The 25,584-nt window shown below is 46.7% G+C and carries 20 protein-coding genes, 1 pseudogene and 1 other annotated feature; all 21 genes and pseudogenes read right to left on the bottom strand.

Translation table 11 applies throughout. The features are described from left to right. Positions 1–85 precede the first annotated feature (85 nt). The 21 genes and pseudogenes from AC6RGY_RS03395 to AC6RGY_RS03295 all read right to left on the bottom strand — a co-directional run bounded on the left by AC6RGY_RS03395 (position 86) and on the right by AC6RGY_RS03295 (position 25,521). On the bottom strand, positions 86–835 hold the full coding sequence (locus AC6RGY_RS03395) for a sulfotransferase family protein (protein WP_499859791.1): 750 nt from the start codon (positions 833–835) through the stop codon (positions 86–88). Positions 836–1,363: 528 nt separating this feature from the next. After that, positions 1,364–2,299 (bottom strand): RluA family pseudouridine synthase, encoded by a 936-nt coding sequence (locus AC6RGY_RS03390; protein ID WP_499859790.1) that lies wholly within the window; start codon positions 2,297–2,299, stop codon positions 1,364–1,366. Further along, entirely contained in the window at positions 2,296–2,787 is a 492-nt protein-coding gene (lspA, locus tag AC6RGY_RS03385) for a signal peptidase II (RefSeq protein ID WP_499859789.1), read from the bottom strand. The genes AC6RGY_RS03390 and lspA overlap by 4 nt, the downstream gene beginning before the upstream one ends. A 212-nt stretch (positions 2,788–2,999) precedes the next feature. Beyond that, complete coding sequence (locus AC6RGY_RS03380; protein ID WP_499859788.1) at positions 3,000–5,069, bottom strand: SBBP repeat-containing protein; 2,070 nt, start codon at positions 5,067–5,069, stop codon at positions 3,000–3,002. Positions 5,070–5,391: 322 nt separating this feature from the next. Continuing rightward, a complete protein-coding gene (locus AC6RGY_RS03375; protein ID WP_499859787.1) occupies positions 5,392–6,093 on the bottom strand; it encodes a TraR/DksA C4-type zinc finger protein in 702 nt (233 codons plus the stop codon). Between the two features lie 33 nt (positions 6,094–6,126). Beyond that, entirely contained in the window at positions 6,127–6,447 is a 321-nt protein-coding gene (locus AC6RGY_RS03370; protein ID WP_499859786.1) for a DUF5665 domain-containing protein, read from the bottom strand. Positions 6,448–6,781: 334 nt separating this feature from the next. Then, the gene (locus AC6RGY_RS03365) at positions 6,782–11,179 is read right to left on the bottom strand and encodes a S8 family serine peptidase (RefSeq protein WP_499861448.1); all 4,398 of its coding nucleotides are present in this window, start codon (positions 11,177–11,179) and stop codon (positions 6,782–6,784) included. Positions 11,180–11,773: 594 nt separating this feature from the next. Then, positions 11,774–14,521, bottom strand: a complete 2,748-nt coding sequence (gene ileS / locus AC6RGY_RS03360; RefSeq protein WP_499859785.1) for an isoleucine--tRNA ligase — start codon at positions 14,519–14,521, stop codon at positions 11,774–11,776. A gap of 66 nt (positions 14,522–14,587) precedes the next feature. After that, positions 14,588–14,830 (bottom strand) — a binding site (T-box leader). A gap of 312 nt (positions 14,831–15,142) precedes the next feature. Further along, positions 15,143–15,730 (bottom strand): annotated as a pseudogene (locus AC6RGY_RS03355) (DivIVA domain-containing protein); the annotation flags it as partial. Between the two features lie 242 nt (positions 15,731–15,972). Continuing rightward, positions 15,973–16,752, bottom strand: a complete 780-nt coding sequence (locus AC6RGY_RS03350; RefSeq protein ID WP_499859784.1) for a YlmH family RNA-binding protein — start codon at positions 16,750–16,752, stop codon at positions 15,973–15,975. A gap of 4 nt (positions 16,753–16,756) precedes the next feature. After that, the gene (locus tag AC6RGY_RS03345) at positions 16,757–17,029 is read right to left on the bottom strand and encodes a YggT family protein (RefSeq protein WP_499859783.1); all 273 of its coding nucleotides are present in this window, start codon (positions 17,027–17,029) and stop codon (positions 16,757–16,759) included. 4 nt (positions 17,030–17,033) lie between these two features. After that, positions 17,034–17,447 carry a cell division protein SepF gene (locus AC6RGY_RS03340; RefSeq protein WP_499859782.1) on the bottom strand — a complete coding sequence of 138 codons (414 nt, stop codon included), beginning with the start codon at positions 17,445–17,447 and terminating at the stop codon, positions 17,034–17,036. A gap of 67 nt (positions 17,448–17,514) precedes the next feature. Beyond that, on the bottom strand, positions 17,515–18,207 hold the full coding sequence (locus tag AC6RGY_RS03335) for a YggS family pyridoxal phosphate-dependent enzyme (RefSeq protein WP_499859781.1): 693 nt from the start codon (positions 18,205–18,207) through the stop codon (positions 17,515–17,517). Next, positions 18,204–19,043, bottom strand: a complete 840-nt coding sequence (gene pgeF, locus AC6RGY_RS03330) for a peptidoglycan editing factor PgeF (RefSeq protein WP_499859780.1) — start codon at positions 19,041–19,043, stop codon at positions 18,204–18,206. The genes AC6RGY_RS03335 and pgeF overlap by 4 nt, the downstream gene beginning before the upstream one ends. Before the next feature lie 61 nt (positions 19,044–19,104). Next, positions 19,105–19,389, bottom strand: coding sequence for a YlmC/YmxH family sporulation protein (locus AC6RGY_RS03325; protein ID WP_499859779.1), 285 nt, complete (start codon positions 19,387–19,389; stop codon positions 19,105–19,107). Between the two features lie 239 nt (positions 19,390–19,628). Beyond that, positions 19,629–20,408: an RNA polymerase sporulation sigma factor SigG gene (sigG, locus tag AC6RGY_RS03320; protein ID WP_499859778.1), complete on the bottom strand. Its 780-nt coding sequence runs from the start codon at positions 20,406–20,408 to the stop codon at positions 19,629–19,631. An 82-nt stretch (positions 20,409–20,490) separates the two neighbouring features. Continuing rightward, the gene (sigE, locus tag AC6RGY_RS03315) at positions 20,491–21,213 is read right to left on the bottom strand and encodes an RNA polymerase sporulation sigma factor SigE (protein WP_499859777.1); all 723 of its coding nucleotides are present in this window, start codon (positions 21,211–21,213) and stop codon (positions 20,491–20,493) included. Positions 21,214–21,236: 23 nt separating this feature from the next. After that, positions 21,237–22,148 (bottom strand): sigma-E processing peptidase SpoIIGA, encoded by a 912-nt coding sequence (spoIIGA, locus tag AC6RGY_RS03310; RefSeq protein ID WP_499859776.1) that lies wholly within the window; start codon positions 22,146–22,148, stop codon positions 21,237–21,239. 142 nt (positions 22,149–22,290) lie between these two features. Beyond that, positions 22,291–23,403, bottom strand: a complete 1,113-nt coding sequence (gene ftsZ / locus AC6RGY_RS03305; RefSeq protein ID WP_499859775.1) for a cell division protein FtsZ — start codon at positions 23,401–23,403, stop codon at positions 22,291–22,293. Between the two features lie 31 nt (positions 23,404–23,434). After that, the gene (gene ftsA / locus AC6RGY_RS03300) at positions 23,435–24,673 is read right to left on the bottom strand and encodes a cell division protein FtsA (RefSeq protein WP_499859774.1); all 1,239 of its coding nucleotides are present in this window, start codon (positions 24,671–24,673) and stop codon (positions 23,435–23,437) included. 131 nt (positions 24,674–24,804) lie between these two features. Then, positions 24,805–25,521, bottom strand: coding sequence for a cell division protein FtsQ/DivIB (locus AC6RGY_RS03295; RefSeq protein WP_499859773.1), 717 nt, complete (start codon positions 25,519–25,521; stop codon positions 24,805–24,807). Positions 25,522–25,584: the final 63 nt, after the last annotated feature.

The following is a 25,584-nucleotide window of genomic DNA, read 5'->3' as shown; positions in this document are numbered from 1 at the left end:
CTCCTTGCCAGCCTCACAGGACTGAATTAAAGGACATATGCAATTGCACTTAGTATGACGGAACGGACAAAGTATGTCAAGAGGATTAGGAGAAGAATTTCTCTGGTTCACGCAAACTATATCCAAACGTTAGAAATTTATCTTCGAATTCTTGTAGGAGAGGTGCGCGTGTTTCTTCTGGTAATTTACTCCATTTTTCGAAGTATTTTTGATTTTCGCGCGCTGAAATCGATAGCTGTTGCTTGTGCAGTGGAGCTTCTACCATCCGATAAACCGAATCCAAATGCGCCTGTGGGCGTCGCACAAACTCTTCGTATTTAAAAATTAACACATTGTTGAGGTGACGAAGATCTTGTGTCATTTGTTGATGACAAACCAACCAGTGAGCAAATAATTCCTTCAGATGGAGACGCCTAATACCCACATTAGAAAAAGAAACAGCAATGGGGTGACGTTGAATAATCGTAAAGTACGAATTCGGAAACATCGCCTGTAAGAAGCGCATGCGAATAATATTAGGAGGTGATTTTTCTAACAAAATGGGCTTCGAGAGATCCCAATACCGGCTCCATTCTTCATATAGTTTCTGGCGATTTTCCTCTGTGACCAGAGGTGAATTTTCTGTCAAATATGCCTGTTTGTTAAAACCAAAATAGCCAGGCCCTCCATATTCACGAGCGGGCCGATAAACACTTTGCAGAAATTGCCCTTCATTCGCCGGCACTTTCACCCCTGTAAATCCACTAATATCCGGATTTTCTTGTAGGCTTCGTGCCAAAACAGTCGTTCCACTTCGGTGAAGACCTGCTACAAATAAAAATCTTTTTGTATCCATTTCTGTCCTCCTCTACGAGAGATTTGCCAGTAGGAACGATCTTTCCATACTCGCATTATATTCACTTCTATCCATGTTCATGAAACGGGACAGCAAAGCGGATGCATATAGACCGCATGGGAGTATCTGGTTCTCTCGCTACCTGGTTCATGGACGGCAGTATCTCCTATCGCTGTCTGATCCACGGCTCAGAGTCTCTCAAAGAGAAACCGCTCGTCCATCTGCTAACCGCTCTTAGGGCGAGTTTTACCCTTATATCAAAGGTGGTTTAGCTATTGATTGAGTTTCACCAGGTGGGAGGTAAGTATTGAAAACCCTCATGTTCTATGCACACGCCCCCAGATGAAAGCCAGCATGGGAAGCTTTAGGCTCGCAACCAGGTGGAGAGTGAGCTTTCACCCCTTTCGAAAGAGGAATGACTTCATCTAATGAAACAACGCTTCACCAAGTAGGGTTTATCCTATAAAAAAATACCGTAGGGCTAAGATCCCTACGGTTTTCCAGTGAAAATCTATTCCATTCACATCGTTATTCGCCTTGCTCTCTCTCTAATTGCTGGTACAATGCTTTCATATCTTGCGGAAGTTCTGCTTCTAATCGTACTTTCTCGCCCGTCCGCGGGTGGATAAAGCCAAGAACTTGAGCGTGGAGAGCTTGTCCTTCCATCACGGGATAGTGATTCTTTTTCGGGCCATAGACAGGGTCTGCCAATAAGGGATGGCCAATGTGCCTTAGATGAACACGAATCTGATGCGTACGCCCTGTCTCCAAGCGACACTCGATCCATGTTGCTTCCTTAAATCGCCTTTGCACAGTAAAGTGCGTAATGGCTGCCCGACTATTTTCTTGAATAACCGTCATTTGTTGTCTATTGCGGGGATCGCGTCCGATTGGAGCGTCAATCGTTCCTGTCTCATGGGGGATGCTTCCACGAACAGCAGCCACATAAAGGCGTTCTACTTCACGTGCCTGGAGCTGCGCAACGAGCGATTGATGGGCCGAGTCATTCTTCGCTATCATTAAGAGCCCTGAGGTATCCTTATCGATTCGATGAACGATTCCGGGTCGCATGACGCCACCGATTCCAGATAGATCTTGACAGTGATACAGCAGAGCATGCACCAAGGTCCCTACTTGATTGCCCGCCCCTGGATGAACCACCATACCTCGTGGTTTATTTACCACAATCACATCTTCATCTTCATAGCGAATATCCAGAGGGATGTTTTCGGGTTGCAGCTCCAATTCCTCTGGTTCCGGTATGTGGATTGAAATTTTGCTTCCTGCTTTCACCTTATGATTACTTTTGACCGTCTTCCCTTCGACACGGACATGCCCATCGCGAATCCAGGTTTGTACCATCACCCGTGACCAGTCCGCTTCTTGTTGCGATACATACTTATCCAGTCGCTCTCCCGCGTCTTCTGGATTAACAACTAACACATTTTCTTCATACTCTCTCATTGATTCTCTCCTGCTTCTGAAAGGTGCTCCTTTGTTTTTGAACCTGAATAAAGAAGTGTATCTAGTAATAGTAGCCCTACTCCGATCACGATAGCGGAGTCCGCTACGTTAAAAATAGGGAAATTAATTAATTTAAAATGAAGAAAATCCACCACTTCGCCCAAACGTAGACGATCGATGAAGTTTCCGATCGCTCCGCCCAAAACAAGCGCGAATGACCAGGTCGCTAAATTTTTCTCTTGCGTATTTCTCCAAATATAACCTATAAGAAAAAGCACAACGACCGCGGTCACGACAATAAATAACCATTGTTGGTTTTGTAAGATTCCAAAGGCTGCTCCGCGATTACGGGAGGAAGTAAAGTGAAAAACCCCGTCCCACAGAGGAATCGTTTCATATAAGCTCATCTTGGTCTCGACCAACCACTTAGTGAATTGATCACAGGCAATAACGACCAAAGCAAGCACATAATATTGAAAAGCTTTCAATCGATGGCTCCTCCTATCTCTATCCAAATCGTTCTCTTCTTCCATCGATTGTAGCACAGCCAGGGTGTCCCAACAACAAAAGAGGAAGAGCAGGCGAGACAGACTGATGATTCATCCAGTCCTCCTGAGGATAAACCAGCCCTCCTCATGTATCATTTGTTCCAGACTCTGATAACAACCAAATCCGCTCCTATCGCATGAACACCTATACCCTACAATCCCGTCTCTCCTCCGCCTACACCACGTGGCCCTCTCGCTCCCCTCGGTCCACGTCGTCCTCTCGGCCCACTTGGTCCTTGCGCTCCAGTTGATCCCACCGACGTCAGTGACCCTACTTTTATAACAAAGGCATCCTCAAGCCCTCCCCCAAATTGACTCTGAAAAGCAGCAAAGGTGACAGGAAAATCAGATGAATCCGTATTCCCAGTAAAGTAAGCATTCTCCTGACTATCGACGACAACGTCATTTCCTATTTCATTTAAACTCCCTCCTAAATACGAGGAAAAGGAGATTCCTTTACCAGAGTAACTCATCTGAGTTACAAAGACATCACTCGCTCCGTCTAAACTATCTTGAAAAGCATCCGAAGTAAGAGGAAAGTCCGCCGAAGTCGTATTGCCTGTCACCCATGCTCCACCAAAGGAATCAACGGCAATACCCGCAATCGGCCCAACTACTACCGTGTTCTCAGAACCACTTCCACCCAGGTAGGTGGAATAGACCAGCGCATTTCCCAGCGCATTCAACTTTGTTACAAAAGCATCTCGCGATCCGGATAAAGTTAATTGAAAAGCACTGTTGGTTGTAGGAAAGTTGGTTGACTCGGTACTTCCTGTCACATAGGCATTCTCTCCCCCATCTAGATCAATCGCAAATCCCCTATCAGCCATTAAACCACCTAAATAGGTGGAATATATCAGAGATGACCCAGTCGTATTTATTCTAGTAATGAACGCATCAACGTCTCCAAAGACTCCACCAATCGTCGTTTGGAAAGCACCTGTTGTTACGGGGAAATTAGCAGACATTGTTGCTCCGGTGACAAACGCCTGGCGGCTATCGTTGAGAACGATACCTTCTCCTCGATCAGGTAAGCTTCCACCTAGAAAAGTAGAATACACAAGGGATGACCCTAAAGCATTTAGCTTCGAAATAAACGCATCTTGCGAGCCTCCAAAGGTCGGTTGAAATGCTCCAGAGGTTGTTGGGAAGTTCGTCGAAAGAGTCACACCAGTGAGGTAAACATTATTTGTCTCGTCAAGAACCACACCGCTACCGATATCACCCTGGCTTCCTCCAAGGTAGGTGGAGTATATGAGAGAACTTCCTGCTTCATTTAGTTTCGTGACGAAGGCATCACTTCCACCCCCGAAAATTGTCTGGAAAGAGCCTGCCGTAACAGGATAGTTGGTCGAATCTGTCCTGCCTGTCACATACGCGTTGTTCAAACCATCCACGGCAATGCTATTTCCTATATCAAGAGAGGTTCCCCCAATCAAAGTAGAGTAAAGGAGAGCGCTGCCATCTTCATTCAACTTGCTTACAAAGACATCGCTATTTCCAGCTTGGATGGTTTGGAACGCACCCGTAGTAATGGGGAAGTTTGGTGAGTTGGTCGTGCCTGTCATATACGCATTTCTGTCACCATCCACGGCAACACTATTACCAGTATCAAACCCCGTGCCACCTAAGTACGTAGCATAGAAAACAATCGGATCAATGACGAGCAATTTTGTTGGGTCGTATGCTTCTTTATCCACAACAAAACCAAAGGACTCGTCCTTCATCAACTGAAAATGAGAGGCAATCCCCCGTCTCTTTCCATCCATCATCTGATAACTAACTGGCTTTCGTTCAGATATCACCCCTTGTGGCGTGTAGACAAACAACTCCCCTTGCTGGCTAAGAGAAATTTCTCTTTTCCCTTCGTAAACCAAGCGAATATCTTCGATGCGCGCACCCGGATGAACCATCACATCATACTTCAAGCACCCTCCATCTCCATAAAAAAGCACATCAATTCCCTGCCATACACCTTCGTAGAGAACCTGCTGGAATTTCCCTTGTCCTTCTTGCTTCACACCTTGCGGGATCAGATCTGCGCGCGAATCCACAAACCGCAACCATATTAACTCATCCGTTCCATCTAGCGTATACCGCACACCCTCTGATAGAAAAGTAAATTGGATTCCCTGTCCTTGAGCAACATCGGTATCCTTAGCCTGTACATTGCCTTCACTTGGATTGAATAGAAGCAACCCTATCTTTTCCACACTTTTCATCCTATAACCCCTCCCAATTATCACATGATGCTTCATCCTATGATGAGCACCTACTTGGGGTATGGGCGTTTCCCGCGATGAAGCAAACTTTTTTCATTCTCGACCCGAGGGAATCACTCTTGCCTTATTTTTCTCGTGTTTCTGCTACTTTATCGAAAAACAAAGAACAGTCCCCTCTTGATATGTTTCAGGAGATGGCCACTCCAATTCATTTGCACCTATCGGTATCCATCGATTTGGAATAAGTAATCTCTTTTTACTGGATTTATTATTTCGCGAAACAATATTCCATATTATGGACTTCACATAGAAGCCCTTTCAATTACGTCTCCCCACGCTCTCGTGCTTCATATTCTTCTTCTGCACGTCGGTAGGCCGCATTGTGAGTAATCTCGGTAATCTCCTCTGTGTTGCCTTCCGCATCCGTAATCGTAAACCCCTCAAAATTGTCGACATAGCCACGCGGTTCGTCATCTTCCGTTGTTAACTGATTGTAGCTCGTGCCATCACGGAAATAGTCAGGAGGATTGGATGTCCCATAACGCTCCACTTCTTGCCAGGCATCTTCGGCATCAAAAGCGGAACGTTCCTCGCGCTCATCAAAGTCATGTTCTCCAAAAGGCGGATGAATCACCTGTTCTTCAACCGGTCGCCGCATGGATGAATGCGAATCTGGTTCATGATCGACGCAATAAGCCGCCGTCGGTTTTGCTTCCAGTCGTTCATACTGAATCGATTCACCACAGGCAAGACACTGCCCATACGTTCCCTGTGCCAGGCGGAAGAGAGCATCATTAACCTGTTGCAATTCTTCCTCTGCCTCTTCATTTAAAGCAATATCTTTTCCTCGTTCATACAACTCCGTCCCAATGTCCGCAGGGTGATTGTCGTATCCCGACAATTCCCCAATCGAATCATTCATCCCATTCTCTAATCCAAAGTGGCCATTCTCTTGCAAGCGGCCTTCCAGTCGACCTTTTTCTTGCTTGAGATGTTGCTCCAGTGATTCATAAGATTGATTCATTCCCTATCCGCCTCCAATACCTGCTGTTGTGTGCTAGTTGTAATTTCCATCCAATTCCAAGCGAGCTTGTACAATCTTGACGATATCGGCAATAAAGTCCCCGATAATGGGCAGATTGAGTGCACCTAACGCTTGCAAAATATAGATCAGCGTAACTGAGATAATGGTAAATCCAAGAGTGATTCCTACTCCTCTAGCAATTCCAGTAAAGAAATTGATAAAAATCAACCGACGTGGTCGGCGTAGCATCTCTAAATATTCGGCTATATGACTCGCCTCCATACGTTTACCTAGCTCTTCCACTTGCTCATTTAGTTTATGTAGTAGCTGCTGATTCTCTTCTTCCTGGCTCACCCTCTTCACCTCGTGCTCTTAGTTTGCCCTTAAATCCTTGATCAGATGCGTACCTTTGATCCTGACTTGACGGTCCACACTCCTCCTCCAACACCATAAAAATCAGAAGCCCCACTACCCCAATCCCCTCCAACTTTTACTAACTAACTGCCAGGAAAAACCGATGAAAAGCAGGAACCCCATCCTTATAATGAAGTAGCTCGGCGTACTTCATTTCACCATTTCACCATTTCACCATTTCACCATTTCCTCTCACGATGCATAAATAATACATGCTAAAACCCACCCCCGTAGGGGGGTGGGTTTTATATAAACACTTTTACCTTTTTGTAGATCAATCGGTGTTGATAAACAACTTCCCATCGGCTAGTTGTTGCGTTTTGTTGCCATATTCATCTTCTACACGCACCTCGATGCGCGCACCATTTGCCACCAAGTTGGAGGTCGCTGTCCAGTAACCGACGTAATGCCCGTCACTGGTTTCCATCAGTGGTAGCTCGGTCGGTACATCCACCATCATGCGCTGTGGACCTTTTTCCGAGTGAATGAATAGGGGGTTAGCCAACGGTGCATGGATGACAAAGGAAGCATCCAAACCAGGTTCGCTGTCAAATCGGATGAGCACCGACTCTCCCGCAGATAGGTGTTTGTCTTCTGCCGGTTCCAGATTTTCAATGACAGGAGCCGTAAATTTCGCATCAACGGTGACACGCTCCCGCTTTTTGTTCCCTGCTTTATCCTTAGCGAGTACGGTAATCACATTTTCGCCCTCGTTGAGGATAATCCGTTTGGAGTACGTGCCCTCATCACTTACCGTTACTTTTTGACCGTTTACTTTCAGCCATTGAAGTGCTTCATTATCTGACACACTTCCGCTGACGGTCACCACTTCTTTGTTCGTTTTCTCACCATCAGCTGGTGAATCGATCGTCAAGGTTGGCTTCTCTTGATCAAGGATAACGGTAACAGCCTCTGATGGGTCCGTAGTACCAGCATCTGTTGAAGCCGTCGCAGCCAAGGTATTCTCACCTGCATTCAATTCAATCTCTGCCGCGAATGTCCCCTCATCGGATGCTGTGGTAGAGCCCACCGCTTCCTCATTGTTAAGGATCTCGACTGTGGTGCCTGGCCCAGCCGTCCCTTCAACCGTGATCGTCGATTCTTTGGTATACGTACCATCCGTTGGTGACGTGATTACAGGAGGAGTCACTTCATAATCCACTTTCGCACGGATCATGTAGTTTCCTTCTGCTTGCGGTGTCTTCGCCCACGAACCGCTTACGTAACTCCAACTGCGATCCACATATTCTCCATCTGTGTCCGTTCCTAATCCCGGTGTATTCGGGTTGGCGTGACTTTGTAAGAAGACCATATAGAAGTCTCCTTCCACCATGATTCCTTCCCCAGTCAGATTTACTTCGGTCCACTCACCATTACGCAGAGCGGTTGCATCGATCGGTCCGGCCAATTTCTCACCTGGAGCTCCATCTGTTCCACTCGCATCATAAACCGCTACTTGGAAATCAGTTCCTCCAGGAGTAGGCCAGTCTTCTCCCCAGAAACGGAAGAGTCCAGCCGTAACCAGCGCACGATCTTGTCCTTCTTCCAGTGACATTTTAACTGCCCATCCATTGCCGGCATCAAACATTGCACGCGCATCTTCCGCCGTGCCATCATCGTAGCCGATTTCGCCTGGATAACCGATAAACGGTTCTAAACTGATCTCAACCTGCGTTGTTTCTCCACCGTCAATCGTGATAGACGTATCTTCACGGTAGAAATGCGGTGCAGTTACACGCAAGGTATAGCTTCCTTCATAGGCTGTAAGTGAGAAGGAACCATCTGCGTCCGTCTGTACCGGTTGAATCGCTGCATCTTCGACGAGTAATACCGTCGCACCTGCGATCGGTTCTCCCGTCGCATCATTGAGAACGGTCCCGCTAACGGTCCCTTGTGGAATCGGTTCTAACACAAAGTTGGCTGTGCTCGTCTCATTCTCAACAATTTGAACAGACTGCGTTTGTGATTGATAGCCATACGTTTCTGCTAAGAGAGTATAATCGCCTGCCGCATGCAATAGGTTGTAGCTACCATCAGCAGGATTGGTGTGAACCGAACGGCCACTTTCCACTACACTCACAGTCGCGTCGAGCGGAAGCGCTTGTGGTGTATCCGTCGTTTCTTGTTTCCCTGCTGTCGGAGCAGTTGACAAGTCTACTCTCTTCTCTTGCGGAAGGAGTTTCTTCGGATCTACTTTTTCCTTTTCAGCTGCCTCTCCCTGAGGCTCTTCGCGGGTTACATTATCTTGGTCTGCTGCTTTTTCAGAGTTGGTCGGTGCCACGAAAGGAGCGTCGCTGATGCGAACATCATCGAGGTACCAGCCATCTTTGGTAATGCTAATATCCGTTTCCACATGGAAACCGATTTGCACTGTTTGTCCTGCATAGGAGGTTAATTCAACCTCTTGGTCTTGCCAGTTTTCAGTTGTTCCATTCATCTCCGCTAGTTGTTCCCAATTGGAACCATCCGTGGAAATGACCACATGTCCATAGTCAAAGAAGCTTTCTAGGTCATACCACTCACGGAATTGTAGATACGCTTCTTCTCCTTCTGGAAGAGCCACTGGAGGCATAACAAGCGTCATATCCCCATCATTTTCGTACATGCCTTCGAGGTTGGTGGCATATACTTTCTCACCAGAGAATGCTTCACCTGGTCCAGATGTTGGAATTCCCCATTGCCATAGATCATTTGCACCGAAGGAATACCAACCTACAGGTTCGGATTCAAAGTCTTGTTCATACCCTACCGAGATCGGCTCTAGTAACTCGACTTCATAAAGGTCCGATGTCACTTCGTGATTACCAAAGTCCACAATGGTCCACTTGTATTGAATAGAGTCACCTGTAAGAGCTTCACCTGGAATGTTGGCTGCGTAAACACCGTCACGATAATTGCCTTCCACCCGCTCAGCAGGAACGCTCTCCCATTCATCTCCTACTGCATACTGAAGGGTAACTTCTTTGATACTGATATTGTCTTGCGCTGATAGGGCCAACGGGAGGGCCATTCCTTGGTAGCTAGATGCAGGAGCCTCGTGTTGATAAGTTGGCTCTTCTGTATCCTCGCCTTCTTTTAATACTTGACCTTCTACACGTCCTAGTCCTGTCGTCACAGCGGAGACCGCATCATACGCATTGACTAGACCCGAGCCATAGCCGTTGTTGGGTGACTCAGGGAAAGTCGCATCTGTTAGCGGGATAGCCGTCTCCATCAAGATTTGTTCAATTTCATCCACCGTAAGCGAGGCATCCGCCTGCTTCATCAACGCCACCACCGCAGACACGTGCGGTCCGGCCATGGAGGTGCCATTCCAGCCACCTTCATAACCGCTACCCGGAACGGTGGAACGAATATTCACACCTGGAGCAGAGATGTCTGGTTTAATTTCATCGTATGGGGATGGACCTTGCAAGGAGAACCCTGCCAATTGATCATTGATATCCGTGGCCCCTGTAGCAAACGACTCCGGATAGTTAGACGGTGTCGCTACCGAGCCCGGTCCACCTGGATTTGTCAACGTTGTATTGCCTGCGGAGAATTCAGGGAATATGTCAGCTGCCCGCCAGTTTTGTACCATGGGGCGGTACCACTCGTCCATTCCCGGTCCGCCACCCCATGAATTGTTAACCACATCGGGGGCCTTTTCAGGATGTGGATTGCCTTCCGCATCTTTCGGTGCCAAAATCCACTCTCCCGCTTCCAAGAGGTCGACGTCGGTTCCACCAGCTGCGGTAAAAGCTTTAACTGCGATCCATTTTGCACCCGGGGCCACTCCCACTTGGTTGGATCCATCTTCTTCTACACCCACCATGGTGCCCATCGTATGCGTACCATGTGCTAGGTCATCATAAGGTACCGCTTCTTCAGCAACCGCGTCAAACCAGTTCGCTTCATGGTCCACTTCGCCTGTTGCTGCATTAAAACCACGGTATTGATTCTGTAGCCCGGGATGATCCCACTGTACACCCGTATCAATATTGGCGACCACGATGCCTGTCCCATCGATTCCCATATCCCATACTGCTGGAGCACCAATGTGGTCGATGTTCCACTCAATGGATTGGGTTTCAGCATCACCCGGAACATTACGAGGTGCCTTATCTGCTTTCTTCGCACCTTCTGAAGCAACTTGTTGCGTGGGTTGAAGTTGCCGCGTTTCATTGGGTAACACCTTGTCCACTGCTGCAAATGCAGCAACCTCTTCCATTACTTCTTTCGTTCCTGTTATCGCCAAAGCATTGACGATATAGAATGATTCGATATCTTTAACTTTTCCGTCTTTTTTCTGCTGGCCAAGCCATGCTTTCAGTTCGTGTTGCGTTTCAATCGAGGTCGAGCGGAGTGCAGACACTACCGCCGAACGTTTCATCAATTCCGTCTTAGACGGACTCGCATTCTCTTTTTTAGCTAGCTCTTCTGCTTGTTGAGCCGCTTCCTTGGTATCTGCTTGTTCTTTTAGTTTCACTAAAAAGGTAAGCTCTTCTTCCTCTTTAAACTGTTCTAGTAAGCGATCGCTTACTTTCTCTCCTACAGTATCAGCGGAGCGACCTAGCTTGGACACATGATCCTTCAACTCTCCTGTATCCACCGGCTGAGCGAAGGCAGCCCCCGGAACCATTAACGTCATCACCAAAGCGACAACCATGAACCAGGATAGTGACCGCACCATCATCCTCTTTCTTCTGAGCAAATGCTCATCCCCTCTCCCCTAGATAGCTAGAACGTTCTTTTTTCTTTCACACTTTATCTGCGATGCTATTTCCTGATGTTGTCTCCATTTTATCTCAACCGTATAATATTGTCATTAATTTTTTTATATTTTGAATTATATATAAAGAGAAATGATTTCGGAGTTAGACTAATAAAACTATATTTTACTGTGAAAGAGCGTTGGAAAAAAGAAGAAAGATCCCTCATAATAAAATGACTATCAGCGGTTAAAATCTTTCGGTAGTCCAACTATATTATTATATTAAAGTACTATAGGGAGGATCACTTTAAGTGAATATGACTAAGTATTATAAAAATAACTATTCATATTCTCAAAGGAAGACTGATGAAATCGACTTCCTCTAGCCATTTCAGCTTTTACTTCAATTCCGTTACCTGACCAACAGGCTGAATAGGATAACCCCTTTTCGGGTTTCCTTATAGGCTCCATTCCAGAAAAAAAAGAGGGGGAATCCCCCTCCTTTCCAATCACTATCTGCTATATACAATCTCCTCACACTTCTCTTTCAAGAAGACCTTTTGATTCTTACCATTACTCCAGCTCTGCCACTGCCTCGACACAGCGATGGCACAGGGTAGGATGGGTTTCGTCCTCGCCAACGGTAGGTGAGATCACCCAGCACCGTTCACATTTCTCTCCTGTGGCAGGTTGAACACGTACCACCAGTTCCTCGTTCTCTGTACCGCTTTCTTTCGCAGAATGAACGGTTACCGCAGAGGTGATAAAGAGTTGTGTTAGGTCACCCATTTGCGTGAACAATGTTTCTTGTCCAACTGTTGGATATAGATGAACAGCCGCACCCAACGAATTCCCAATTGTTTTCTCCGCGCGCGCCTCTTCAAGGGCTTTTAAAACGGTACTACGCACATCAAGGAATTCGTCCCAGCGTTCTTCTAAAGCCGTATCCTGTGTGGATTCGCTCTGTGGCCAATCGGACAGATGCACACTCTCCTCATCTACTCCTTCGATGTGTTGCCATACTTCATCCGCTGTGTGAGGCAAGATGGGGGCCAAGATTTGGCTGAGTACGACAACCGTATCGTACAACACGGTTTGTGCGGAACGACGCACCTGATCCGCTTGGGGCAAGGTGTAGAGTCGATCTTTTAGGATATCCAAGTAAAACTGACTCAAGAAAACCACACAGTGCTTATGAATTTGACTATAAACTTGGTGGAACTCGTAGCGATCATACGCCTCTTCTACCTCTTTGACCAACCGGCTCAACTTGATTTGGGCATAACGGTCGATTTCCTCTAACTGGTCAGAGTCCACACGATCTACCGCTGGATTAAAGTCTGCCAGGTTCCCTAGTAGGAAGCGGAACGTATTACGGATTTTGCGGTATGCTTCGGCAATTTGCTTTAAGATATTATCCGACACACGTACATCTGCTTGATAATCAACAGAGGATACCCACAAGCGTAAGATGTCCGCTCCGTACTGGTTCATCACCTTTTGTGGATCAATGGTATTCCCGAGGGATTTGGACTGTTTGCGTCCTTCTCCATCCAAGGTAAAACCATGGCTGACAATTTGTTTATAAGGTGCTTTGCCCGTCGTCGCAACCGCAGTCGAAAGAGATGAGTTAAACCAGCCACGATATTGGTCTGACCCTTCCAAATAAAGGTCAGCCGGACGACATAGCTCTTCACGTCGCTCTAAAACCGCTGCGTGACTGCTCCCTGAGTCAAACCAGACATCCATCGTATCTGTCTCTTTCACGAAGTGGGTGCCACCACACGCTTCACACTTCGCCCCTGCAGGTAATAACTCACTCACATCCTTGGCAAACCAACTAGAAGAACCCTCTTGAGCGAACAGTTCTGCTACGTGATCAATCGAAGCTTCTGTAATATGAGGCTCTCGACAGGAATCACAGTAGAAAATAGGGAGAGGAACACCCCAAATCCGTTGCCTGGAGATACACCAGTCACCACGGTCGCGAATCATATTGGCAAGACGCACTTCTCCCCATGCCGGTTTCCAATCGACCTCTTTGATTTCCGCTAACATCTTTTCGCGGAAACCATCAATGGAAGCAAACCACTGTTCGGTCGCACGGAAGATTATCGGCTTTTTTGTTCGCCAATCGTGGGGATATTGATGCGTAATAAACCCGAGGTGAAGGAGCGAACCTACTTCTTCTAATTTTTGGGTGACAGCTTTGTTTCCGTCCTCATAAAACATCCCGGCAAAACCAGGTGCTTGCTCAGTAAATACGCCCTTTTCATTAACGGGACACAAAATTTCCAAGCCATGTTGCTGTCCGAGAGCAAAGTCATCTTCTCCGTGTCCAGGCGCCGTATGCACACAACCCGTTCCCGCTTCCAACGTCACATGCTCCCCTAGCAGGAGTGGACTGGGTCGATCATAGAAAGGATGACGGCAAATGACCCCCTCCAGTTCCGCTCCTTTATAAGTAGCAAGCTCCTGCCAAGAGGATTCCTCTATTTTTTCCATGACGCCTTCTACAAGCTCTTTGGCTAGTACCAGCTTGCGTCCACTTACCTCTACGAGGCTATACTCAATGTCCGCATGCAACGCAATCGCCATGTTGGCAGGAATCGTCCAAGGAGTGGTCGTCCAGATTACGACTTCACTGTCTTGTGGCAACTTGCCTAGCCCCTCCGCTACGGGGAAGGAAACATAAATCGACGGTGAACGCTTATCTTGGTATTCAATTTCTGCCTCGGCCAACGCCGTCTCCGATGTAGGAGACCAATAAACTGTTTTTAGTCCACGGTAGATGTGATTCTTTTTCACCATCTGACCAAAGAGACGAATCTGTTCTGCTTCATACTCTGGCTGCAGGGTTACGTAAGAATAAGACGGATCATCACTTATACCCATGCGCCGAAACTGTGCTTTCTGTTTTTCTACAAAGGAGAGCGCATATTCCTTACACATTTCACGGAATTCAACAGGATCTAGTTCTTTACGCTTTACCTTCTTCTTTTTAATCATCGCATTTTCAATCGGCATGCCATGCGTATCCCAGCCGGTCACGTAGGGAGCACGAAAACCTGCCATTGATTTGTAGCGGACAATAAAATCCTTCAGTGTCTTATTGAGTGCATGACCAATATGAAGGTCTCCATTGGCATAGGGTGGACCGTCATGCAGAATAAACGACGGTTTCCCTTCATTTTTCTTTTGTCGAGCCTGGTAAATATCCATTTCTTCCCACTGCGCTTGCATTTCCGGTTCCCGGTTCGGCAGATTGCCTCGCATCGCAAATGATGTTTGGGGGAGATTTAATGTTTGCTTATAATCCATTTTCCTTCATCCTTTCGGTCAGGATTTCCCATCCTTCTTATAAACAAAAAAACCCTCAACATCCCCCTAAGGGACGAGAAGGTTCCCGCGGTACCACCCTATTTCACCCAACCCTTCGGCAAGCCAAACGGATTGGATCCACTTCACATTCGTAACGAGAATGATTCGGTCTACCCTACGACCCTAGTGGTGTTCAGGTGACAGCTCCTGGGTGATCTTCAATAGAAGGTTTCCGGTTAGGCTTCCACCGTCCCTAACTCGCTGCCATCGGAAGTCTCCTCCATTTACTCTCCCGTTCCATGCTTGTCCCACATATTAATACATGGCTTTTTTCTTCAGTTTGCGCGACGTCCGTCTCAGTTCACGGCGCGGCTCTTCCTCTTCCATGTATCCTTGTTCCATGTAGCCCTGTTCTTGCTCCATGCCTGTACCATACTCATCGGTACCATCATGATAGGCATCTTCGGCGTATTCATCGTGGTAAGCGTCTTGATAAGTATCTTGGTAACCTTCTTGCTCTTCATATCCGTTGTAAGGATCACTTTCCTCAGCAGGTTGTTCCAAGAGTCTCGTATTAGGATCCCCCAATGACTCCAGTTGCTGTCCTTGTTCATCCAAACCTTCTTCCAGATCATCAAGAGACTCCCAATCCGTGTTATCCAGGATATCTAAGTGAGACTGCACCAATGTACGGAAACGAGCACGATAGACTGTTGCTTTCTGACGTAGATCCAAGAGTTCGCTATGAATGGCACGTGCTTTTTGCAATGCTTCATTGATAATACGGTCTGCGTTTTTCTCCGCTTCTTGCACAATCAACTCTGCTTCTTTCTTCGCATTCAGACGAACCTCTTCGGCTACTTCTTGTGCTACGCGAATCGATTTGTGGATGCTTTGCTCCATCGATGCCAATACACTCTCCGACTGATGATGTTGCGGAGCCGGTGGTTGTGGTTTTGGTTCTGGTGGTGCTTGAAAGCGAGCTGTTGTTTTTGGTGGTGCCATTGGCGCTTGTGGTTGTTGCTCCAATGTGCGCTCCAAATCCTCCTGCAGATCTTCTACTTGTTGTTCCAATTGTTGCTTCTCGCGTACGAGAAATTCAAAGTCCTTGATAATTAGATCAAGAAAATCGTTCACTTCATCCACATCATATCCACGGAATGAACGTTTAAACTCTTTTTGATGTATATCCATTGGCGTTAATGCCATTCTCCGCACCTCCTAAATATAGACACTGTCTTTCCTATTCGACAATGGTACCAAAAATCCTTCTTGGATGCCACTACACCTTTGTGAAGTTCACACCTCTTGGGGGAATCGGGACTTCATACCATTCCTCACCCGCAGGGCATCTTCGCTAAAAACACGCTCAGCAAATCTAGTCGCAAACATTCGACTTGCTCTCTCGTTACCCCTTGCATGCATCAAAAGGCCTGTCCTAAATCATAACGCTAGATATAGCGATAAAGGTTCACCCATTGTCGTCCTTTCTTTGACACTCCACCAATCGCTCCCACCTTCAGCCGTCCATAACCTCGAAGCGAAATCATATCACTTGGTTCGACTGCAAACGACGGTTCCTCAATATCCGTCCAATTAACTCGACATTTTTTGCTCTGAATCAACAGAGCCGCTTTGCTTCGGGAGAGCGAATACCCTTCTGCAACAATACGATCCACGCGCAACGATGCCACCGTTGCTTGGATCTCCTTTATCTTGGGAAGCGCGACCCGGTATTCTTCGCGCGAGATGAGCTTCAAAGAGATATGCTGGGATCCTATCTGCGTCCACATGGAACGAAGGTAGTCCATCATCTCCATCGTCACAATAATGTGTGTATGATAAGTGCTAGTCGTAATATCCCCTATCTGCTCCCTTTTAATCCCTAATCCTAGTAAGGAACCCAGTACATCTTTGTGCTGCCAGCCCATGTTTCCGCTTCTCGCCTCTACCTGAAGATAAGAGAGGCCAAAGTCACTCTCGTCCGGAAAAGCATAGTCAGGAAGAATAAGTGCTCGCGCACGTTCCGCTCCTTCATAGCCACCATCCAGCTTCAATTGTACATCCGAATTCTGATTAACCAGCGTCTCCAAGATGTACTGCTGTCGCGGATCTAGGAAGGGGGTAAGATTCCACTGATGCCGTGTATAGGTACGTTCGATCCAATCCTCACAGCGCTTGACAAAGGGATGTTCGCTAGCACGAAAATGGCAATAACGAGACGGGTTCACGATATCACAACCCACCTGCTACCAGCTGTAAAATGGTAATTAGCCCTTGCCCAGCAAACTGTAAGGCTAAAATTGCCACTATCGGGGATATGTCAATCATCCCTATCGGTGGGATAAAACGACGGAATAAGCCTAAGTAAGGTTCTGCAATGCGCCCCAGCGCTTGCCCCAGTGCCGAATCCCTGGCTTGAGGAAACCAAGATAATAAAATGTACCCGATTAATATATATGAATAAGCCCTAATTAGCAAGTAAATCACTGAAATAATTGTTCCCATCGGCTCACCTCAACCAGTCATTAGTCATTTCATTCTTCAAAAAATCGGTCATACTTCCTTGAATATCCACATTGGACGGTGTACAAAAAAAGATATGTGTTCCCAACTTCTGAATGTTTCCTCCCAGAGCATAAACCGTTCCACTCAGAAAATCAACAAACCGCATCGCTGTTTCCCGTTGAATCAATTGCAAATTGACGACCACAGGGCGGTGGCTTTTGAGGTGGTCAGCGATTTCTTGAACTTCATCATAGGTTCTTGGTTCTAAAAGGACCACCCGAATGTTTTTTTGCGAGTGGATGGAAACAACATTTCTCTTTTTATTAGACGCCATCCTCTCTTCCGGTTCTTCTATATATTCTTCTGTCTCTTCGTCATCTACACCAAAAAAACCCATGACGCGTTCTAAGAAACTCACTGTACTCCCTCCTTTAATCCCTACTTAAACAGCTTCGCTTATGGAGGAAAAGCCATTCATCTAGGGTTTACTTTCGTTGTTCTCCGACCAATGTTGAACCGAGACGAATCCATGTCGCTCCTTCTTCAATCGCCACTTGATAATCTCGTGACATGCCCATCGATAAATGAGGCAACCCCGCAGATGGGATAGAGGCGGACTGCACCTCTTGTTGAATGCTTTTTAATTGACGAAAAACAGGGCGAACTTCTTCCGGTTGCGCACTAAACGGGGCCATTGTCATTAGACCGACTAGATCAATATGTGAAAAAGAAGCCGTTTCCTTAACAAAGTCCAACACTTCCACTGGCTCCAATCCCTGCTTACTCTCTTCACCAGCAACATTTACCTGTACAAAACAAGGCATGACTTTATTTACCCGTTCTGCTCTTTTTTGAATCTCTTTTGCTAGAGAGAAGCGATCCAAAGAGTGGATATAATGAAAGCGACTCACAATTTCTTTCACTTTGTTTCGTTGCAAGCGTCCAATGAAATGCCATGTTCCCCTATCGCCTAACTTCTCCCATTTTCGAGTTCCTTCTTGTACACGATTTTCTCCAATATGTTCAATTCCACTGTCAAGTACTTGACAGGTAGTATCGTCATCAACATATTTCGTAACAGCGACGACATGAACGGAACGAGGATCGCGACCCACGCGCGCACATGCTACACGAATTTCTTCATCTATCTTCTCTTTTCTCTCTTTTATCTCTATCATGCCTGGCTCCCTTTCTTTCCTATCCAAGCAACCATACGACCCGCTCTCTCCTGATCCCGTCGATGCGAATGAAAGTCACGGTTGCAGGATGTACAGTGTGAGGAGACAAGAATTTGGTGAGCCTGTATCCCTGCCTGAAGGAGTAGTTTTTGATTCGTCTTTTTCAAGTCCAACCACCACTTACCTTCTTCTTCAGCAGGTGCCAACACTTCGTTTGCTTCCTTGCCAAGTTGTTCACGAACAGGAGTCATCACGCGTTCGTCCACTTCATAGCAACAGGGACCGATTGATGGAGCGATTGCCACTTGGATATCAGAGAGAGTAGCTCCCCTCTCCGTCAACACATTCACCATTCGTGGCCCGATTCCTCCTACAGTTCCTTTCCAACCTGCATGTGCGACACCTATATCCCCATTTACTGGACTATAAAACAGTAAGGGAACACAATCCGCATAAAAGGAAGTCAACAGAAGCTCGTTCTCCCTTGTGATCAATCCATCCGTGTCAGGTAAAGAGGAAGCTAAGGAGGTATTCCCGCGACCGCGCTCGCTCGCCGTGACTTCTTCAATGTGAACCCCGTGAACTTGATGTCCACTTGTCCATGCATCGAAGGAAAATCCTAGTTCTTCTGCTAGTTGCCTACGATAAGGAATGACAAGGTCCGGTTCCTCTGCTCGCACATGCAGAGCATAGTGATAGGAACAGCCGGTATCCTCCTGATCGCTGGGATGACTACGTAGACTCATACCCACCGATAAACCCGGTTCCCTCTCCTCCCACTGGCGAAGACGGAGCTGAGGGACTCTACCTGCTTCATGAAGTTGAAAAGGCTCCATATGTTCCCCTCCCTCGATCATATATTACCACATGCAACCGCTAAACTAAAACTTTTCTCCGTTACTGCGAGGGAGTAAACGGTGGCTGTGCTGGGGGAGAGTCAAATGAACGCTGTTCCAGTCGTACCAAGATCACATCCGCTCCGATTTTCACGATGTGATGCCAAGGAATGATCCATTCTTTCCCGCTCGACAACAACCCAAACAACTTCGTATCACCAGGGATGATAATCGAGATGACTTTTCCTTTATGAAGGTCCAGCTCTAAATCGTAAATATGTCCCAATTTCCGTCCATCCGTTATACTGACGACATCTTTGGCCTGTAGCTCCGAAATTTTAATCATGTAGTTGCTCCCCTTATTCTTCTTTCTACAATATATCGCTAGCAACGCGAAAACATGTTTAAGAGGTGGATGCCAAAAAAAATAGCTGTCCCAAAAAAAGGTACAGCCCTAGCCCTTCATCAGTAATAACTTGCTGGGATTGGCGGATCGAACAAATCAAGTCCTCTATCAGTGAATAGACATGCTGCAGTTTCGTTACGCGATGTCCGGCGCTCTCAAGAAAGCCCGCATCAAGGAAACTAATGGATAAACTTTTCCATCTGATGAATCGCTGCTTTTTCCAAACGGGAAACCTGCGCCTGCGAGATCCCAATTTCCGTAGCTACTTCCATTTGTGTTTTTCCTTCAAAGAAACGCATGGATAAGATCATTTTTTCCCGGTCATTTAGCCTACCCATCGCTTCACGAAGCGCGATCTCTTCAATCCAGTTGATATCCTTATCCCGATCATCACTTAGCTGATCCATCACAAAGATAGGGTCTCCTCCGTCTTGATAAATAGGCTCAAACAAGGAGACCGGATCTTGAATCGCATCCAGGGCAAAGACGACTTCTTCCTTGGATACATTGAGTGTATGAGCAATCTGTTGCACTGTAGGTTCGGTGGAATGACGATTGGTGAGGGTATCTCGTGCCTGCAATGCCTTATAAGCAATATCACGCAGAGAGCGCGACACCCGAATGGGATTGTTATCACGTAAATAGCGACGAATTTCTCCAATAATCATCGGTACAGCATAGGTGGAAAACTTTACATTTTGACCGAGGTCAAAATTATCAATGGCTTTCATCAACCCAATGCAACCTACTTGAAAGAGATCGTCCACATTTTCACCACGATTGTTGAAGCGCTGAATAACACTTAACACCAAGCGCAGGTTGCCATTAACCAGTTTTTCGCGTGCGGATCGATCTCCCTCCGTCTGCAATGCACGAAACAGCTCGCGCATTTCCTTGTTCGTTAATACGGGGAGTTTGGAGGTATCAACCCCGCAGATCTCCACTTTATTCCGTGCCATGGATTCCCCTCCTAGGAAAGCTTATTGCTTAGTATCTCCTGAGGAGGGAAATTTATAATTTCCACCCATATGCAGCGAACTTTTAGACCATTTTGTTAAATTCTTTCTGCAAGCGCTTAATAATCCGTTTTTCTAAGCGGGAAATATACGATTGCGAGATGCCTAACATATCGGCTACATCTTTCTGGGTCTTTTCTTCACCGCCATTTAGACCAAAGCGCAGTTCCATGATCTTACGCTCACGATCCGATAACTTTAAGAGTGCGGTTCGTAAGATTTTTCGATCCACTTGATCTTCAATATCGCGATAGATAATATCTTCTTCTGTTCCCATGACATCAGATAAAAGCAATTCATTTCCATCCCAATCCGTGTTGAGTGGTTCGTCAAACGATACTTCCGAGCGAATCTTGTTGTTTCGACGAAGGAACATGAGAATTTCATTCTCTATACATCGAGAGGCGTAGGTGGCTAGTTTAATCTTCTTAGAAGGGTCAAACGTATTGACAGCTTTTATGAGACCGATCGTTCCTATCGAAATGAGATCTTCAATATTAATTCCCGTGTTCTCAAATTTTCTGCTGATGTACACCACCAATCGTAAATTGCGCTCAATCAGCATGGCACGAACAGCAGAATCTCCATCAGGCAATCGCTCCAGCAGGTATTTCTCTTCATCTCGATCCAGTGGCGGAGGCAATGCTTCACTACCACCAATGTAGTAAATTTCCTCCCCTTTAAGACCCAGATGGATTAATAGCCGATAGAGTAATAACTGAAAGGCAAGCCTCCATTTGACCAACATCAAACAACCTCCTAGAGAGAAGTTTATGATCCTGTAGCCGGTAGACAAGAGGGATGAACAATCGCCTGGTAGGTTCCATCCGATGAGAGCCGATTTCTTTCTAATCCTAACAACACACGCTTGGTTACATGCACCTGTTCACCCACTCTTACTTCGATCTGATCTGGTTTGATGGCAAGGAGCATCTTTCCATCATTGCCAGCTCCGCGATAAGGCACGATGCGAATTCGCGTCATCCAATCAGCAGGCAGATGGTGCAATTCATCCATCCAATTGGGTTTCCCTAATATTTTTTGCAAAGATTCAGGAAGAAAAGAGGCGCAGGAAGACCATTCTATCATGATCACTGGGTCTCGTGACAAAGGATCACGCAATTGATTGCCTGTATCCACCAACCCCACACAATGAAAGTGCTCTTCTCCAATCGAGATCGTCAGGGGTGTCAAATACTGATGAATCGCCCCTTTTTCTTGGAGAGAGCGGAAAGAGATGCGCGTATAATACCACATAATAGGGAAAGCCAACAGAATAAACAACCAAGAGACGGGCGATCCCCATCCAGTTACTTGCGTGATCAACATGCCACCCGCTACGTGACTGCCCCCTGTGATAAACGAATGAAGAGCATACATCCCTCCTCCTGTCACAAAAGAGATCAGATAGAAAACACCCAAATTTCGCAAAAAAGCGGCAGAAGAGATATAGCTAAATGCTATCCAAACCATGACCATAGAAAAAAGGATTTTTGCTGGCAGGGCATAAGAAATCGTTCCTGCTAACCACAGATGGGTGACAGAGTAGCATGCCCCAGTCACCGCTGCCAAGAGAAACCTGCCATAGCGAAAAGGCTGGCGTCGAATGGCTGCTGTCAACCACAGGAGGAGAAAGTCGATACACAAATTGAGGAGAAAGACCATATCTGCATAAATAACCATTTCGATTTCTCCCTCGTTTTCATCCTGCAAACAGTATATCCTAATCTATATTTCAGAGTCTGTCTAAACTTGACGCTTTCCCTAAACTTTTTTTGTCGAACGAAAAAAGATGCCCTTTTGTAGGACATCTCCATTCTATGCATCACTTTTTGCGTTTATGACGCAGAAACGTAGGAATTTCCAATGAATCTTGTTCATCAGGCTGGAAGGAACGAATATCAAACTCGCGCTTGCTATTGGATTCGCCTTCCTCTTTCGACTTAAACTGTGGCTTTTTCGGTTGGGATGACGTATCTTTCTCCTTTTGATCAAATCCAGTCGCAATTACCGTTACTAAAATTTCATCCTTCAATTCTTCGTTGATCACTGCACCAAAAATCATATTGACTTCCGTGTCGGAGGCTGATTGAACGATATCGGCTGCTTCATTCACTTCGTATAGGCTAAGATTCTTCCCGCCGGTAATATTCATCAGCACACCGCGCGCGCCTTCGATGGAGGTTTCCAGTAGCGGACTACAGATAGCTTTCTTGGCCGCTTCTGCCGCTCGCTGTTCTCCAGTCGAAGTGCCGATCCCCATGAGCGCAGAGCCTCGCTCGGTCATAATCGTCTTCACATCGGCAAAGTCCAAGTTGATCAATCCCGGCACCGCAATCAGGTCAGAGATCCCTTGCACACCTTGACGCAAGACATTATCCGCCTCAAGGAACGCATCCACAATCGGCGTGTTTTTATCCACGATTTCCAAGAGACGGTCATTCGGAATGACGATGAGGGTGTCTACGTGTTCTTTGAGTGCTTTCACACCATGATCCGCTTGCAAAGAACGCTTACGTCCTTCAAAGGTAAAAGGACGCGTTACTACACCCACCGTTAAAGCACCGAGATCGCGTGCGATTTGTGCGATAGCAGGGGCTGCTCCCGTTCCTGTTCCGCCTCCCATCCCCGCGGTGACAAACACCATATCGGAGCCTTTCAGTACATTTTCTAACGCTTCTTGGCTCTCTTCTGCCGCCTTCTTGCCCACATCTGGATTGGCTCCTGCACCCAATCCCCTAGTCAGTTTATCACCAATTTGCAATTTCACCGGTGCTTTCGAGCGGTTGAGTGCTTGCGCATCGGTATTGACAGCGATAAACTCCACTCCCTGGACACCACTATCAATCATGCGGTTTACAGCATTGCTTCCTCCGCCACCTACACCAATTACTTTTATTTGTGCGATTTGTTCGATATCCATATCAAACTCTAACATATCTAGTCCCTCCATAGGTATAGGATCATTCTTAAATAAACTCACTGAACCAACTTTTCACTCGTTCATAGGGGGAAGGACCTACCTTTTTCTTTCTGGCGCTTTTTAGTTGACGGTTTTCCTCTTTTCCCCCACGGTGATGGCTGTATTTTTTCGCCAGGTATGTTACCAGACCAATTCCACCGGAGTAGGAGGGATCTTGATCTCCGATCGCATCCGAGATGGCCGTGCGCACGCCGTGCTCACCGATACGCTCTGCCATCTCCACCATGCCAGCGAGATTAATCGCTCCTCCTGTTAAAACCCATCCGCCAGCTAAACTTTCATAGCCCAATTCTGCGATCTTTTCGCGAATAAGCAAATAAAGTTCCTCCACACGCGGTTCAATAATCTGCGCCAATTCCAGCTGGTTCACATTCCTTTTTTGATTGCTCCCAATACAAGGAACGGGAAAAATCGTTTCTGGGTTCGCCAGCGATGTCAAAGCAGACCCATATTTCACTTTTACCCTCTCGGCCGCATCTCGTTGCGTTCGGAGACCGATGGCGATGTCGTTGGTAATATTTTCTCCACCAACAGGAATGACTCCTGTCGCCAAAAGCTCCCCTTGCTGAAAGATGGTTAGCGTCGTGGTTCCGCCCCCAATATCGATTAAAACGACTCCGAGATTTTTCTCATCGCTCGATAAACAGATTTCGCTGGCGGCTAGTGGCAATAGTGTCACACCTGACACGTTCAAAGAGGCCTTCTCCACACAGCGCAACATGTTGTGAATAACCGTCTTTGCTCCCGTTACAATCATCGCATCCACTTCCAACCGCACACCGATCATCCCACTCGGATCTTTGATCTCGCGCAGACCATCCACGACGAATTGTTTCGGTACCACTTCAATCACGGCTCGTTCGGGAGGAAGCGCGATCACACGAGCCGCTTGCAACACGCGATCAATATCCTCCGGTCCGATCTCACGGTCCTCATTCGAGACAGCTACCACACCATGGCTCGGAGTAAGAGAGACATGGCCACCTGTTAAACCGATGTACACATCATGGATTTCTATCCCTACCATTCGCTCCGCACTTTCAACGGCTTCACGAATGGAATCGACCGCTTGATCAATATCAATAATAGCCCCCTTCTTCATCCCTCGTGAGCGGGCTGAGCCTATCCCAATGATTTGTATATCACGTTCTGCACAATCTGCAACAACCGCACGAACTTGAGACGTCCCAATATCTAGCCCAACAAGTAAGCTACCACTGCTCAACTCCAAGACACCTCCTCGCCCAAAACCTGGTGGTGGAAAGAGGTGGGTTCGGGGAGAAGTGAGGACTTGGCCCTCGTATTTACTTTGGTATGCATATGATCTCTAATTCAACAGTCAATAAACGATTCCCTTTATCCATTCTTATTTTTTTCCGGAACAAACCAAATACTATCAAGAAGATAAAGTTTTCCCGGCGGTTTATCAAGAAACGATTCATATTGGACAAATTGATCTAACTCAGACATGCGGATATAAACATAGTGATTGCCAGCGGTTGCTATCTCCACCACATCATCATACACCTCATCTTGATGAGGGAAAATGCGTATGATTTTCTCTCGCAAGGAAGAAGGGATCTCTTCTAAGGCTTGTCCAATTTTTTGGGCCCGCTTCTCTTCCCATCCTACCAGCAACAGCATATCTGGTTCCATCTCCCAAGGTTGATCCAGAATAATCTGACCGTTTGCCAGCATGGGATACAATTGATGCTCATGCTCCCAAAGAGCGACTCGCTCATGCTCACGGATATGTATATTCACAATACCTGGGAATTTTTTTATCACTGCTGCTTCGGCCACGGATGAATGAGAAACGATCGCCTCTTTCACTGGCTCCGTATTCCAGCCAAAAAAGGATGATCCTTCATCGATCGCTGCACGCTGACGAATGTCGGCTTCTTTTACCCATTGATTCCCTTCCACTCTCACTTCTGATACTTGTCCAAGCGGAGAACGAAGAAATAGTAGAATGAACACTGCCAGAAAGAATAAAAAGATCAGCCCAATCACTCTTTTAATGGGCGGCTTGGATCGAGTAGATGTCGGGAGCTTGGGGATCGTTCGTGTCATCGCTTTTCCCCCTCATCCCTTGCATATATTCGACTCTCTTCAGCCTAAGCCTAGCATGAACCC

It is taken from the genome of Mechercharimyces mesophilus, from assembly GCF_059818345.1.
This window is presented reverse-complemented; position numbering and strand designations above follow the sequence as displayed.

Coding starts and splice junctions, on each gene's coding strand:
- sigG (WP_499859778.1), bottom strand. CDS start 20,408: ATGGCACGGAATAAAGTGGAGATCTGCGGGGTTGATACCTCCAAACTC.
- spoIIGA (WP_499859776.1), bottom strand. CDS start 22,148: ATGGTTATTTATGCAGATATGGTCTTTCTCCTCAATTTGTGTATCGAC.
- AC6RGY_RS03365 (WP_499861448.1), bottom strand. CDS start 11,179: ATGGTGCGGTCACTATCCTGGTTCATGGTTGTCGCTTTGGTGATGACG.
- sigE (WP_499859777.1), bottom strand. CDS start 21,213: ATGTTGGTCAAATGGAGGCTTGCCTTTCAGTTATTACTCTATCGGCTA.
- AC6RGY_RS03390 (WP_499859790.1), bottom strand. CDS start 2,299: ATGAGAGAGTATGAAGAAAATGTGTTAGTTGTTAATCCAGAAGACGCG.
- AC6RGY_RS03375 (WP_499859787.1), bottom strand. CDS start 6,093: ATGAATCAATCTTATGAATCACTGGAGCAACATCTCAAGCAAGAAAAA.
- ileS (WP_499859785.1), bottom strand. CDS start 14,521: ATGGATTATAAGCAAACATTAAATCTCCCCCAAACATCATTTGCGATG.
- AC6RGY_RS03380 (WP_499859788.1), bottom strand. CDS start 5,069: ATGAAAAGTGTGGAAAAGATAGGGTTGCTTCTATTCAATCCAAGTGAA.
- pgeF (WP_499859780.1), bottom strand. CDS start 19,043: ATGGAGCCTTTTCAACTTCATGAAGCAGGTAGAGTCCCTCAGCTCCGT.
- AC6RGY_RS03345 (WP_499859783.1), bottom strand. CDS start 17,029: ATGGGAACAATTATTTCAGTGATTTACTTGCTAATTAGGGCTTATTCA.
- AC6RGY_RS03295 (WP_499859773.1), bottom strand. CDS start 25,521: ATGACACGAACGATCCCCAAGCTCCCGACATCTACTCGATCCAAGCCG.
- AC6RGY_RS03325 (WP_499859779.1), bottom strand. CDS start 19,389: ATGATTAAAATTTCGGAGCTACAGGCCAAAGATGTCGTCAGTATAACG.
- ftsZ (WP_499859775.1), bottom strand. CDS start 23,403: ATGTTAGAGTTTGATATGGATATCGAACAAATCGCACAAATAAAAGTA.
- AC6RGY_RS03395 (WP_499859791.1), bottom strand. CDS start 835: ATGGATACAAAAAGATTTTTATTTGTAGCAGGTCTTCACCGAAGTGGA.
- AC6RGY_RS03335 (WP_499859781.1), bottom strand. CDS start 18,207: ATGATAGAGATAAAAGAGAGAAAAGAGAAGATAGATGAAGAAATTCGT.